General features: G+C 60.3%; 10 protein-coding genes. 8 read left to right on the top strand and 2 right to left on the bottom strand.

Annotation, left to right across the window (positions count from 1 at the left end):
- The first annotated feature begins 12 nt into the window (after positions 1-12).
- The 8 genes from JK213_RS14030 to JK213_RS13995 all read left to right on the top strand — a co-directional run bounded on the left by JK213_RS14030 (position 13) and on the right by JK213_RS13995 (position 10,317).
- Positions 13-1,494 (top strand): ABC transporter substrate-binding protein, encoded by a 1,482-nt coding sequence (locus JK213_RS14030; RefSeq protein ID WP_228125569.1) that lies wholly within the window; start codon positions 13-15, stop codon positions 1,492-1,494.
- Entirely contained in the window at positions 1,491-2,444 is a 954-nt protein-coding gene (locus tag JK213_RS14025; protein WP_194262908.1) for an ABC transporter permease, read from the top strand. The genes JK213_RS14030 and JK213_RS14025 overlap by 4 nt, the downstream gene beginning before the upstream one ends.
- Positions 2,441-3,256 carry an ABC transporter permease gene (locus tag JK213_RS14020; protein WP_194262909.1) on the top strand — a complete coding sequence of 272 codons (816 nt, stop codon included), beginning with the start codon at positions 2,441-2,443 and terminating at the stop codon, positions 3,254-3,256. Before JK213_RS14025 ends, JK213_RS14020 begins: the two co-directional genes overlap by 4 nt.
- On the top strand, positions 3,253-4,071 hold the full coding sequence (locus tag JK213_RS14015; RefSeq protein ID WP_194262910.1) for an ABC transporter ATP-binding protein: 819 nt from the start codon (positions 3,253-3,255) through the stop codon (positions 4,069-4,071). The genes JK213_RS14020 and JK213_RS14015 overlap by 4 nt, the downstream gene beginning before the upstream one ends.
- Positions 4,068-4,799: an ATP-binding cassette domain-containing protein gene (locus tag JK213_RS14010; RefSeq protein WP_194262911.1), complete on the top strand. Its 732-nt coding sequence runs from the start codon at positions 4,068-4,070 to the stop codon at positions 4,797-4,799. The genes JK213_RS14015 and JK213_RS14010 overlap by 4 nt, the downstream gene beginning before the upstream one ends.
- A 13-nt stretch (positions 4,800-4,812) precedes the next feature.
- Positions 4,813-5,847, top strand: a complete 1,035-nt coding sequence (locus JK213_RS14005; protein WP_194262912.1) for a P1 family peptidase — start codon at positions 4,813-4,815, stop codon at positions 5,845-5,847.
- Between the two features lie 84 nt (positions 5,848-5,931).
- A complete protein-coding gene (gene putA / locus JK213_RS14000; RefSeq protein ID WP_194262913.1) occupies positions 5,932-9,540 on the top strand; it encodes a bifunctional proline dehydrogenase/L-glutamate gamma-semialdehyde dehydrogenase PutA in 3,609 nt (1,202 codons plus the stop codon).
- Positions 9,541-9,624: 84 nt separating this feature from the next.
- Complete coding sequence (locus JK213_RS13995; RefSeq protein WP_194262914.1) at positions 9,625-10,317, top strand: GntR family transcriptional regulator; 693 nt, start codon at positions 9,625-9,627, stop codon at positions 10,315-10,317.
- Positions 10,318-10,320: 3 nt separating this feature from the next.
- On the opposite strand, the gene JK213_RS13990 is transcribed toward JK213_RS13995, so the two are convergent.
- Both JK213_RS13990 and JK213_RS13985 read right to left on the bottom strand, forming a co-directional pair.
- Complete coding sequence (locus JK213_RS13990; protein WP_194262915.1) at positions 10,321-12,492, bottom strand: FUSC family protein; 2,172 nt, start codon at positions 12,490-12,492, stop codon at positions 10,321-10,323.
- 14 nt (positions 12,493-12,506) lie between these two features.
- On the bottom strand, positions 12,507-12,989 hold the full coding sequence (locus JK213_RS13985) for a MarR family winged helix-turn-helix transcriptional regulator (protein ID WP_194262916.1): 483 nt from the start codon (positions 12,987-12,989) through the stop codon (positions 12,507-12,509).
- Between the last annotated feature and the right edge of the window lie 314 nt (positions 12,990-13,303).

The raw sequence follows: 13,303 nt of genomic DNA, 5'->3' as shown, positions 1-13,303 counted from the left end.
CGGAGCGCCTGATTGAAAACCCTGCTGACCATTCTGCCACTTCTGGCAATGAGCCTTACGGCATGTGCCAAGGCTGCCGAGGAGCGGGATACGCTCTCAATCGGTCTGGCCATTGAACCACCGGGTCTCGACCCTACACGCGGTTCCAGTGAAGCCATCGGAATGGTGACCTACGACAATATCTATGAAGGACTAGTTCGTCTGGATGAACAGGGAACAATCAAACCCCTCCTCGCTCGGGACTGGAGCGTTTCGCCGGACGGCTTAACCTACGATTTCGCACTCCATGAAAATGTGCATTTTCATGACGGAACGCTTTTGACCTGTGAGGCTGTAAAATTTTCACTTCTCCGCGCCGGAGCCTCAGGCAGTACCAACCCGGACAGAAGCACTTTCAAGCAGATTGCCGATATTTCGTGCCCCGACAGCCTGCACGTCCAGGTTCGTCTTCAGCGCCCCTATGGCAGTTTCCTGTACCAGTTGGCATGGAACGACGCCGCCATCCTTTCGCCAGCCTCCGTAGCGCAGAACATCAGTCACCCCGTCGGCACCGGGCCTTTCATCTTTGGCGAATGGCAACGCGGTGATCACCTGACGCTGAACCGCAATCCGGAATATTGGGGTGTCAGACCCGCTCTGCGTTCCGTCACCTTCCGCTTCATGCCCGACCCGCTTTCGGCCAGCAACGCGCTTCTGGCCGGAGAACTGGATGCCTATCCGTCTTTCCCATCCCGTGAAATCCTGAGCCGTTTTACCAGCAACCCGCAGCTTGAAGTCGTCCGGGGAAGTTTTCCCTTCAAGGCCATTCTCGCCCTCAACAATGCCCGCCGCCCGTTCAACGATCTGCGCGTCCGACAGGCCATCGCGCAGGCCATTGACCGCAGGGCGCTGATTCAGGCCGTGGCGGAGGGTGACGCGACGCTCCTGCAATCGCACATGGCGCCGGATGATCCCGATTACGTCCCCCTGCCCGACCGTTATCCTTACGACCCCGACCATGCCCGCGCGCTTCTGAAGGACGCAGGCATTGCGCCCGGCCTGCATCTGACGCTGGCGTTTCCGCCCATCGGCTATGCACGCGACAGCAGCGAACTCATCGCCGCCTATCTGGAACAGATTGGGCTGAACGTTACGCTGCAGCCTGTGGAATGGCCCGCATGGCTCAGCCAGATTTACGGACAGGGCGCCTTCGACATGACCGTCATCGCGCATACGGAGCCACACGACATCGCAATCTATGACCGCACACCGGTCTATTTTCACTATCACAGCCCCGTCTTTCACGACCTTCTTCAACGGTACGAGGCCACGGCAGACTCTGCTTTGCGGCATGAGCTTTCCACCCGGATGCAGGCTCAGCTCGCGCTCGACGAGCCGAACGTCTTCCTGTTCTCGATCCCCCGTGAGACCGTCTTGAACCGCCACCTCAAGGGTCTGTGGACCAACCAACCCATCGCAGGCTGCCCGCTGGGTGGCGTCTTCTGGGAGCCATGACGGGAATGAACGTCCTGTCTCTGGCCTTTCAGCGGCTTCTGCTGCTGATCGTTGCAAGTCTTGTGATTTTCGCAGCCATGAACCTCCTCCCAGGCGACCCCGCCTCCGTCATGCTCGGACTGGACGCAAGCCCCGAAAGCCTTGCTGCCCTGCATCATCAGCTCGGGCTGGATACCACCCTGCCCGCACGATACGCACACTGGGTTGGCGATTTGATGCGCGGCAATCTGGGCCGCAGCTACATCTACGATGTCCCCGTGAGCGGCCTGATCGGCGAGCGCCTGCAAAGCACTCTGCCCCTGATCCTGCTGGCCATGATGCTCTCGCTCGGCGCAGGCATCCCGCTTGGCATGACCGCCGCTGCAAACCGGGGGAAAATGCCCGATATGGGCCTTATGGCGATGCTTCAGCTTTTGAAGTCCATTCCCGATTTCTGGCTGGCGATGATGATGACGTTCCTGTTTTCCCTGACCCTTCGCTGGCTGCCAGCCAGCGGTTTTCCGGGTTGGGGTCATGGATTTTTCACCGGCCTGAGAGCGCTCATCCTTCCGGCCGTCGCACTCGCCGTCCCGCAGGCCGCCATCACCGCACGTTTCATGCGCTCCTCCCTGATCGAAACCCTGTCGCAGGATTTCATCCGCACGGCCCGCGCCCAAGGCTACAGCCGCTCTGGCGTCCTGTGGCGCGTTGCGTTGCCCAACGCCCTGATTCCGGTTCTGACACTGGCCGGGATTCAGCTTCCTGTTCTCATAACGGGCAGCATCATCGTCGAAAGCGTGTTCAGCCTGCCCGGCTGCGGAAAACTTCTGCTGGAAGCCGTCAACCAGCGCGATCTGCCCGTCGTGCAAAACCTCGTCATGCTGATCGTCACCGCCGTCATGATCCTCGGTTTTCTGCTCGCCGCGCTGGTGCGTTTTCTGGACCCACGCCTTGGGGAAGAACGCCCATGAACACGCGCGCCAACTCGACACTCTGGACTGGCAGCGCGTTGCTCGGCATCGTTCTGCTTCCTGCATTCGTCACGGCCCTGCTCACGGGTGCCCGTGCTCCGGCCATCGACGTCATGCACCGCTATGCACGTCCCTCCCTGTTACACCCGCTTGGAACCGATCCCTTCGGTCGGGATCTTCTGACCTTCGTGCTTTCGGGAGCATTCAACAGCGTCCTGATCGCGGCAATGGCCGTCTGCCTCTCCACAGTTGCGGGAACGGCACTGGGGCTGATGGCAGCTGGGAGACCACCCAAAGTCATCATGGGTCTGGCCGATCTGGGGCTGGCGTTTCCGCCCGTTCTGACCGCCGCTCTTCTAGTCACGGCGCTCGGAGCTTCGGCCACGGGTGAAATCCTCGCCATCGCCCTGTTCGGCCTTCCCGCCCAGATCCGCATCACCCGGCAGGCTGCACGCACCATTCTGATTCAGGACTATATCGCAGCCTCCCGTCTAGCCGGACGGGGCACCGTTTCCATTCTGCGACGGCACGTCCTTCCAAACATCCTTCCGCTTCTGACGGTTCAGGCAACATCCTCGCTCGCACTCGCTGTTCTTTCCGACGCGGGATTGTCCTATCTGGGGCTGGGCGCGCCGCCACCCCGACCGGATCTGGGCAGGGCGCTGGCCGCTTACCAGATCCATATTTTCGATCATCCGCTTCTGGTCGCCGTGCCGGGTCTGACAATCATGCTGCTTGTTCTGGGGTTCAACATTGCCGGTGACGGCTTGCGCGATGCGCTGGATGCCCCGCTACAGGAGCGCGCGCCATGACCTCCCTTCTTCAGGTCCGGGATCTGAGTGTTCACAGCCTAGCCCGTCCCATCCTTCACACCCTTTCCTTTACTCTTGAAGCGGGAAAAATCCTTGCCGTTATCGGCGAGTCAGGTTCGGGGAAATCCACACTGGCCCTGAGCCTCATGGGGCTGCTGCCAGCCGGATTCCAGCCTCACGGAGAAATCCGTCTGAACGATGAAAACCTTCTGACGCTTACGGAACCTCAATGGTGCCAGATCCGTGGAAAAACGCTCGGCATGGTCTTTCAGGAACCCATGTCCGCGCTCAACCCCACGCGAAGGATCGGCGCACAGATCGCCGACACCCTCCGGCTTCATACAACACTCACACGTTCCGAAATCCGCGATCAAACCCTCGCTCTCATGGAGCAGGTTGGCCTTTTAAAAGCGGGCGTGAGCGAACGCGCCTATCCCCATCAGCTTTCGGGAGGACAGAGACAGCGCGCTCTTCTGGCCATGGCACTGGCCTGCAAACCCGCCCTTCTGATCGCTGATGAATTCACCACAGCTCTCGATGCCCGCACCCGTGCAGACGTGATGGCCCTCGTACATTCACACACAAAAACGCACCGCATGGCCGTCCTGATGATTTCTCACGATCTGGGTCTGGTCCGCCATCATGCGGATCACGTTCTGGTGCTGAAAGATGGGATCTGCGTGGAACAGGGTCCGACTGCCTCCATATTCGACGCCCCCGCCCATCCCTATACGCAGGCCCTCCTCGCCATGTCTCTGCATGGCGCGGCCCATACGCCCCTGAGCCGCCTGCCCGTTTATACGGTACCAGTATGACCCCGATCCTTCAGGCCCGGAATGTGACGTTCGAACAGTCCGGAAGACGAATCCTGCACGCCATCAGCCTCAATGTCCTGCCTGGCCAGACGCTCGGAATCATCGGCGCGTCCGGCAGCGGAAAATCAACGCTCTGTCGCCTCCTCAGCGGCCTTGTCCCTCCAGATGATGGACAGATCCTGTATCAAGGACAGGATTTCGCGACAGCTTCCCGCGCCGTACGGAAAAAGATCCGTCCTGCCGTCCAGATGATTTTTCAGGACCCTTACGGCGCCCTCGACCCACGCCAGAGGGTCCGCGAGATCGTCGGGGAGGCCCTTGACCCTGCCCCAGACCGCGAAGCCCGCATTCTGAAGGCTCTCGCCGAAGTCGGCCTCTCCGCCGAAAGCGCAGACCGCTATCCCAAAGCCTTCTCCGGCGGCCAGAGACAACGCATTGCGATTGCCCGCGCCCTGATCACGCGTCCCTCCGTCATCATCGCGGACGAAGCCGTCTCGGCGCTGGACGTCTCGACACAGGCCATCGTCCTGAACCTTCTGCTGGATCTGCAACAAAAACACGAACTGGCCTATGTTTTTGTCAGCCACGATCTGGCTGTCATCCGCCATATGTCGCACCATATCGCCGTTCTGGAACAGGGACGGATTGTAGAATCCGGACCGGCCTCCACCGTCCTGAATGCTCCGACCCAACCCGAGACGCGGGCGCTGCTCGAAAACTCCTTCTGACCGACGAGGCCGCATGACCAGCCTGAACCTGCTCACCGACATCCCCGGAATCCGCGTGGGCCATAGTGAAGATCTGAACCTGCGCACGGGGGTCACGGTCATCCTGTTCGACAGTCCGGTCACGGCCTCCGGCAGCTTTCTGGGGGGCGCTCCGGCGCTGAGGGAAACCGCACTGCTGGAACCCGAAAATCTGGTCGAACGTATCCATGCGGTCGTTCTGTCAGGCGGCTCCACTTACGGTCTGGATGCCACGACGGGGGTTCAGGCATGGCTGCGGGAACAGTTTGGCAATGCGCCTCTTCCCCCAAGCACGATCCGAGTCCCCATCGTCGTACAGGCCAGTCTTTACGATCTGCCAGCAGGCGGTCGGACGTCCTGGGGCCGCTACTCCCCGTATGCCGACATGGGGCATCAGGCTGCCGAAAACGCCCGTCATGGCTGTTTCAGACTGGGCACCGCGGGCGCAGGAACAGGCGCTACAACTGCCACACTTCGCGGCGGCCTCGGTTCGGCAAGCACCATAACCCCGGCAGGGCACCGCGTCGCCGCTCTGGTCGCGGTCAATGCCGTCGGGACAGCCACGATCGGCGATGGCCCTCATTTCTGGAGCGCCCCTTTCGAGCGGGGACATGAATTCGGCGGTCTGGGCATGCCCGCACATCTCACGTCCGAAGACCTGCGCCTGCGCTCCAAATGGGCCTCCGTCACCGGCACCACGATCGGCCTTATCGCGACGGACGCAACCCTCACCAAAACACAGGCCAAACGCCTGGCCATTCTGGCACAGGATGGCGTGGCAAGAGGCGTTTTCCCAGCCCATCTGCCTCTGGACGGAGACGCCATAATCGGGGTTTCGACACGCGCAAAGCCATCGCCCAGTCCACAGGAATGGACGGAAATCCTCCACGCCGCCACACAGGTCACGGCGCGCGCCATCGCCCGTGGTGTGTACGAGGCGGGACCGCTCCCCGGCGCCACATCCCTGCATACATGGCACGAACGGTTCGGAGGAAAAGAAAGACAGGTTTCAGATACGATACAAAAATGATTCGAACTCTCATTTCATATATTTTCTTCATGATCGTATATGATTATAGAGCTTAGACCGAGTGTTCTGCCCAAGGCTGAGTCCATGTCCTCTGTTGTGCCGTCCTATCCTGTCCGCTCCCCCCTCCGTCAGGCCATTGCAGCAGACATGCGCAGGCCAGAAGCGGACTGCATCCTCCCCCTGATCGAACAGGCCACACTGACCGAGACGGAACAGCAAAACACGTTCGACGTCGCCCGACACCTCACCCGCACTCTGCGAACGCAGCGTCGTCCGGGCGGTGTCGAGGCTCTCGTGCAGGAGTTCTCACTTTCCTCCGCCGAGGGCGTGTCCCTGATGTGTCTGGCGGAAGCACTCCTGCGTATTCCCGACGCCGCCACACGCGACGCCCTGATCCGCGACCGGATCGGAACGGGGGACTGGCTGTCTCACATGGGGGGCAAAAAGACCATTTTCGTAAATGCGGCCTCGTGGGGGCTGATGCTGACCGGCAAGCTGACCAACGACACCGATGAAGGACTGGCCGCCACGCTGTTCCGTCTCGTCGGACGGGGCGGCCAGCCACTGGTCCGCCGTGCGCTCGACATCGCCATGCGGATGATGGGCGAACAGTTCGTCATTGGGGAAACCATCGAGGACGCGCGCAAGGTCAGCGCAGAACCCGAAGAACGCGGCTTCAAATACTCTTACGACATGCTCGGTGAAGCCGCGATGACGGAAGCCGACGCCCTACGCTACCGCCACGACTACGAACGCGCTATCGATGTCATCGGCCAGACTGCCCGTGGTGCGAATGTCTATGAAAAAGCGGGCATTTCCATCAAACTCTCCGCTCTTCACCCACGCTATGCCTTCGCCCAGCGCGAGCGTGTTCTTGAAGAATTGGGCCAGACCCTCAAAGATCTCGTCATCCAAGCCCGCCGCTATGACATCGGCATCAATATCGACGCGGAAGAAAGCGAACGTCTTGACCTCTCGCTCGACCTGATCGAAAACCTGTGTCACTGCCCCGAACTGGACGGCTGGAACGGCATCGGGATCGTGGTGCAGGCTTATGGGCGCCGCGCCCCGAAGGTTCTGGACTATCTGATCGACCTCGGACGCCGCAGCGGACACCGCCTCATGATCCGGCTGGTGAAAGGTGCTTACTGGGACAGCGAAATCAAGAAGGCGCAGGTCGAAGGCCAGACGGATTTCCCCGTCTACACGCGCAAATGCTACACCGATGTCAGCTATATCGCTGGCGCCAAAAAACTTCTCGCCGCCCGCGACGTGATTTTTCCGCAGTTTGCCACCCACAACGCCCGTACGCTGGCCACCATCTATACGCTGGCGGGTTTGAACTTCCAGATTGGTGACTACGAGTTCCAGTGCCTGCACGGCATGGGTGAGACGCTCTATAACGAAGTCGTCGGGCCGCAGAAGCTCAACCGCCCGTGCCGCGTCTATGCCCCTGTCGGCTCGCATGAAACGCTGCTGGCCTATCTGGTGCGCCGTCTGCTGGAAAACGGCGCAAACTCTTCCTTCGTCAACCAGATCGGTGATGAGAGCCTACCGATCGAAAGCCTGATCGAAGACCCGGTCGCACTGGCCAAGGCCGTCCATCCGCCGGGTGCCTCTCATCCGGCCATTGCCCTTCCGAAAGACCTGTTCGAACCCGAGCGGACCAATTCGCGCGGGCTGGACCTGACCGACGAACACACCATCGCTGCTTTGTCCGAGGCCGTCCGCGTGTCTGCCGAGCAGGCTTTGCAGGACACATCCTGTTCGGGCGAAGCGCAGGATATCCGAAACCCCGCCAGCCATTCCGACCGGATCGGCACTGTCCGTTTCGGAAACGAGGCCGATGTTCGCAAGGCCATCGACTTTGCAGAAAGCGAGATGCCGGCATGGGCTGCTCTTCCCGCTGACGAACGTAGCGCAAAGCTCGACCGTGCGGCTGATCTTCTGGAGCAGCACCAGAAAGACCTGATCGCCCTTCTGGTCCGTGAAGCTGGCAAATCCTACGCCAATGCGCTTTCCGAAGTCCGCGAGGCCGCGGATTTCCTGCGTTATTATGCCGCACAGGCTCAGGACATCGTCCGGACAGGCAGCAGTGCGCCGCTCGGTGTCGTCGCCTGTATCAGCCCTTGGAACTTCCCGCTTGCCATCTTCCTTGGACAGGTCGCCGCAGCCCTCGCAGCTGGCAACACAGTCGTCGCCAAACCGGCCGAGGAAACTCCCTTCATCGCCCTGCGGGCTGTCGCCCTCCTGCGGGAAGCCGGAGTTCCGGAAAACGCACTGCGCCTCGTTCCCGGCGCGGGCGAAACCGGTGCGGCCCTGGTGGCTGACGCCCGGATTTCCGGTGTGATGTTCACCGGCTCCACCGCCGTTGCGGGTCTGATCGCCAAAACCCTGGCCGACCGTACCGGAGTGGACGGGCAGCCCGTTCCGTTCATCGCTGAAACGGGCGGACAGAACGCCATGATCGTGGACAGTTCTGCCCTGACTGAACAGGTCGTGGCGGATGTGCTGGTCTCGGCATTCGACAGCGCAGGCCAGCGCTGCTCCGCCCTGCGCGTCCTGTGCGTGCAGGAGGACTGTGCCGATCGCGTCATGACAATGCTGCGCGGTGCGGTCGAAGAACTGAGGGTCGGCAACCCCGCAGAACTGCATACCGATATCGGCCCCGTCATCTCCGCAGAGGCCCGCTCGGGCATTCAGACCTATATTGATGAAGCCCGCACGCAGGGCCGCGCCGTCTGGTCCCTTCCGCTGCCGGAAGGTGCAGAAAATGGCACCTTCATCGCACCGACGATCATCGAAATCGACAGTCTGGCAGACCTGAAGGGTGAGGTTTTCGGGCCGGTGCTCCACGTCCTGCGGTTTGAATCCAGCGGCTTCGAAGCCCTTCTCAACGCCATCAACCAGTCCGGCTATGGTCTGACATTCGGCCTCCACACCCGGATCGAAAGCCGTATGGCGCATGTCACGTCCCGCATCGAGGCCGGAAACCTTTATGTCAATCGCAACATGGTCGGCGCGGTTGTCGGCAGCCAGCCCTTCGGTGGCGAAAAACTGTCCGGAACGGGGCCAAAAGCCGGTGGTCCACTAATCCTGCGCCGCCTGATGCGCACCACCCCGTCCCATATCGGTTGGGAAAAACAAGAGCTGCCTGAGCCTGCCCGGCAGTTCCTGTCCTGGATGATGCAGAGCAGTTTTCCGCTTTATCAGAAGATCGCGGAAAGCATGCAGCACGGCCTGTGCGGCGCCACGCGCGAGCTTCCCGGCCCCGTCGGAGAGACCAATCTCTACCAGCTTCTGCCGCGCGGTGCTGTCCTGTGCGTCGCCAGTGACCGGGAGACCATGCTTCGCGCTGTAGGCCTCGCCCTGAGTGGCGGAAATACGGCTTTCGTTCAGGGCCCCAATGTGGCCTCGGACTGGGTCTCCGACCTGCCGCATGCCCTTGCTTTGCATATCCGCCGCACGCAGGGCGGGCGCGCCGCAGGATGCCGGACGATCTTCGCATCTTTCGAAGAACGGCAGATGGCCGAACAGGCCCGCACGGCCCTGTCGCGCTCGGGCATGGTCGTGCAGCTTTACATGCTCGACGCAAAAAGCCCGATCCGGCCCGAATGGGTGCTTCAGGAAAAAGTCGTCAGCACCAATACGACGGCCGCTGGAGGCAATGCGAGCCTGATGACGATCGGATAATATCCCGCCGATAATATCCCACGAGCATGATCGTTTGTTGCGATCATGCTATGAGGACCGCCCCACTGCCGGATAACCGACCTCATGAGCGACGCCGCCCCGATTTTCACACCTATTGATACGAAAAGCGGCTCGGCCTCGCTCGAAATCGCGGACGCCCTGCGCCGTGCCATCACGGACGGCATACTGACGGACGCGCAGCCTCTGCGTCAGTCCGAACTGGCCCGCAATTTTGGCGTCTCCACCATTCCGGTCCGTGAGGCGCTCAAACAGCTTGAAGCAGAGGGACTGATAGCCTTTCTGCCTCATCGCGGCGCCGTGGTAACGGGGATGAGCGAAGCGGACATTCTGGAATATTCCGATATCCGCGCTTCGCTGGAAAGCATGGCGGCAGGAGTGGCCATGACGACCCTCACCCGCGTTGATCTGGCCCATATCGAGGACGCCTATGAGGCATTCGTGAATGGGACAGGTGGCAGCCACGGCATGGCCCAGTCCGGTCGGCTGAACTGGGAGTTTCATGGCGCCATTTATGCCGCTGCCCGTCGCCCGCGACTATACGGCATGATCCACGACCTTCACTCGCGCCTCGACCGCTATATCCGCGCCCATCTGGAGCTCCCGGGCCGAAAAACCGCAACGGACGCTGAACATTTCCAGATCCTTCAGGCCTGCCGCAAACGCGACAGCGACGAACTTGGACGACTGACAAAGCAGCATATTCTGGAATCGGCCCGCCTGTCTCTGGATGTCATCCGCGATCGGGCGGTCTCCTGACCGTCATCCTGCCGGATGGGCCGTTACCAGCTTCACAGTCCCGCGTTCATCGAACCAGCAATTCAACGGACCATCCGCGTGGAAAAATCCCGGAATGCTGTCGATGATATGCGCGCTCTGCTCCAGACAGGCCACAAGACGGACGTGGAACACACACTCTGTGGCCACGTCGGTGCCGGAGCCGATCAGCCGCGCAGCTTCTCTCAAGGACGCAGCCGTACCAGTCGGGTTTCGACGCAGCATTCTGAAAGACGCAAGAGCCGTGTTGAGGGCTTCCGTCTGGGCAGCAGTCAATCCAGCCTTCTCCGCTGCGCGCCTGAGGCGGATCAGCAGACGGCCGAGGGACAAGGCGGCAAACGCACCATCGACATAACCCTGCCGGTCAATCGGGGACGTGACCAGAGACAGGCGCATCAGCAGACTCGAGACTTTCTGGATCTGCGCCCCTTCCCACACCATCCAGGACGGGACTTTCGCACCCGGCTGACTTGAAAGGCTCTGCAAACTACGCCCCAGAGACAGCACAAGCCGCGACGCATATAGCCTCTGATCAGCTGGCATGATCACCCGGAACACCAGAACAAGCAGCACGCAGCCCATTAGAATAGCCAGCCACGTATTGATGAGCGTGATGTCATCCACAACCATGCTGTTCGTCACCATCAACTGCATGGCCAGAAAGACCGTATAGCCAAAAGCGCCAATCCCGTAGCGCGGATGAAACTGGAGCCACACGCCGGGCAACATGCAGGCACAGATCGACAGCCAGAGCATCGGATATCCATCCACGCGAGGCAGCGCCACGATATGGCACAGCCAGCAGGCCGGAACCGAAAGTGCCGTCCCGATCGCCATCGGCACACTGGCGCGGGCAGCCGATGGTACGGTCGACAGCAGGCTCGATGCTGCCACTACATACATGATCATCATCGGACCGGTCGGAAAATAGGTGATGTACCAGATCATGCAGGCCAGAAAGGCGATGAGCATTCCGCGCAATCCATTATAGATCGCGGACATCCATTCTACATGCAGCCCGCCTCGCACCCGGACATGCGCGCCACGCGGGCTGGACAGATCCAGCACAATTTCCCGCAACTGAAACAGAATATCGCGAGTATTATCGACCGACGCCTGAGCTTCTGGCGATGTAGCAGAACGCTCCAAACTCTCCAACCGTTCCAGCGCGTCTTCCAGACATGCGAGCACGCTCTGCGGTTGCTCGATCCATCCCGCACTCTCCGTCAAAGCAAGAATCAGGGTCAGTGTATCGCGGATTTCGCGATGCACATCTGCCGAGAGCGGGTTCGCGATCCCCAGATTACGCCAGTACGGATGATAGGACGCAACCAGCCCCGTCATGCGACTGACCGCCAACCTGTAACCCCGCACCCCTGCATGAATATCCGGATTATCGGTCGCCGCGTATTCGATGGCCGGTCCCAGACGCGCAAGCTGCCCCAGAAGACGCTGCCTGCCGTCATACAGAGTCTGCGGCAGCGTCCGGAATGCCCCATCTGTAGTGGCTGGTTCCGCATTCTGAACGTCGTGTATGACGGCAGGACGAACCAGTCCTTCATGAAAAACCAGAGCATGGCGCAGGGTCTCGCGGAACGCCCCCGAAAGCGCGTCCATTGTCCCCTGACGCCGTCGGGGCGACGTCACCATGAAGACGGCTGCCGTCACCACAATTCCGAGCGCCACGTCCGACACCCGCATCATCGCGGACAGGAAAATGTTCTCGGGATGGGCAAAAGCCGGGACGGCCACGATAACGATCGTATATCCGGCCAGAACCGCCGCATACGCCCTGAAATACCGCAAACATGTCGCCGTCATGCAGGCCAGCCCGACAAAGACCGAAAGCGCCATGAAATACAGCACTGCGGACTGCACGAACATCGCCATGACAGCCGTGCTCAGTGCTGCTCCGATCACCGTTCCGGTCATGCGCCACACACTTTTGGACACCAGCGCGCCTACAGTCGGGTTGGCAACGATCAGAACGGTCGTGACCGTACTCATTGGCGATTCAAGCTGGATCATGAACGCCAGAAAGAGCGCAATCCCGATGGACAGGAAAACACGCGCCGTGAAAGCCGCCGTCGCAAGGAAATTCCGCCAGCGGATGCTGCTGCGGTCAAAAGAAAACATCTGACGGAAAAGGTTTTTCATAAGGAGCCGCAGTTTCAGCAAGACGACACACCGGACAGGGAAAATCTGCTTTCTATCATTCCAAGCTGATCCCGGAGCATCTCCGCGGCATCTTCGGCAAGCCCTTCAGTCAGCCGGGCTTCAAGTTCGGCCGCAATCTGCTGGAACCTCCGACATCGTGCCATCCCGGTTTTCGTCAGCGCCACAAGGTTGGAGCGTCGGTCATGGGGATCGGGTTCTCGGGAAATCAACCCTTCCCGTCCCAACTGGTCCAGAACCCGAACAAGTGCCGAGCTGTCCACCCCCATGACTGACGCCAGATCGCTCTGCTTCAGCCCGTTTCCCATCACCATCAGATAAGCCATGGGCCGCATGGTCGCGAGCGTCATGCCCTCAGGGCGTAGAAGACGGTCAAGCTGGGCCCGCCACAGGCTCGACAGCCGCATGACATGAAAGGTCAGTTCCATGTCATGAAAACTGCTCTCCCGAAGAAGGGACGCACCATACTGGACAGCCATTTTCAATGACACCTCAACTGTTGACATATCAATAGATTATATGACAACATACGATTTGAAAACAGATCCTGTTGACATTTTCGTCAGGAGGTTCAGTTTTTGATCCATATCACTAACCGACTCTCCCTCGCATAATGAAGGAGTCGTTGTGTTTGATTGAGGAGCGTTGTGGGCGAGTTGTCTTACAGTCTGGCGTTTGACAGTCTGGTGGTTGACGCTGGAGCTGGTTTCTGATGTTGGCTGAAGTTAACCTGTTTGGCGTTTTCGTTGCTCCGCTTTCCATTTATGCCGTAGCGGCGGTCTTTGTAACGTTA

The sequence above is a fragment of the Gluconobacter sp. Dm-44 genome, from assembly GCF_018256175.1.
Classification (GTDB): domain Bacteria; phylum Pseudomonadota; class Alphaproteobacteria; order Acetobacterales; family Acetobacteraceae; genus Gluconobacter; species Gluconobacter cadivus.
Note: the sequence above shows the minus strand (reverse complement) of the source record. Positions and strands in the feature narration are given on the sequence as shown.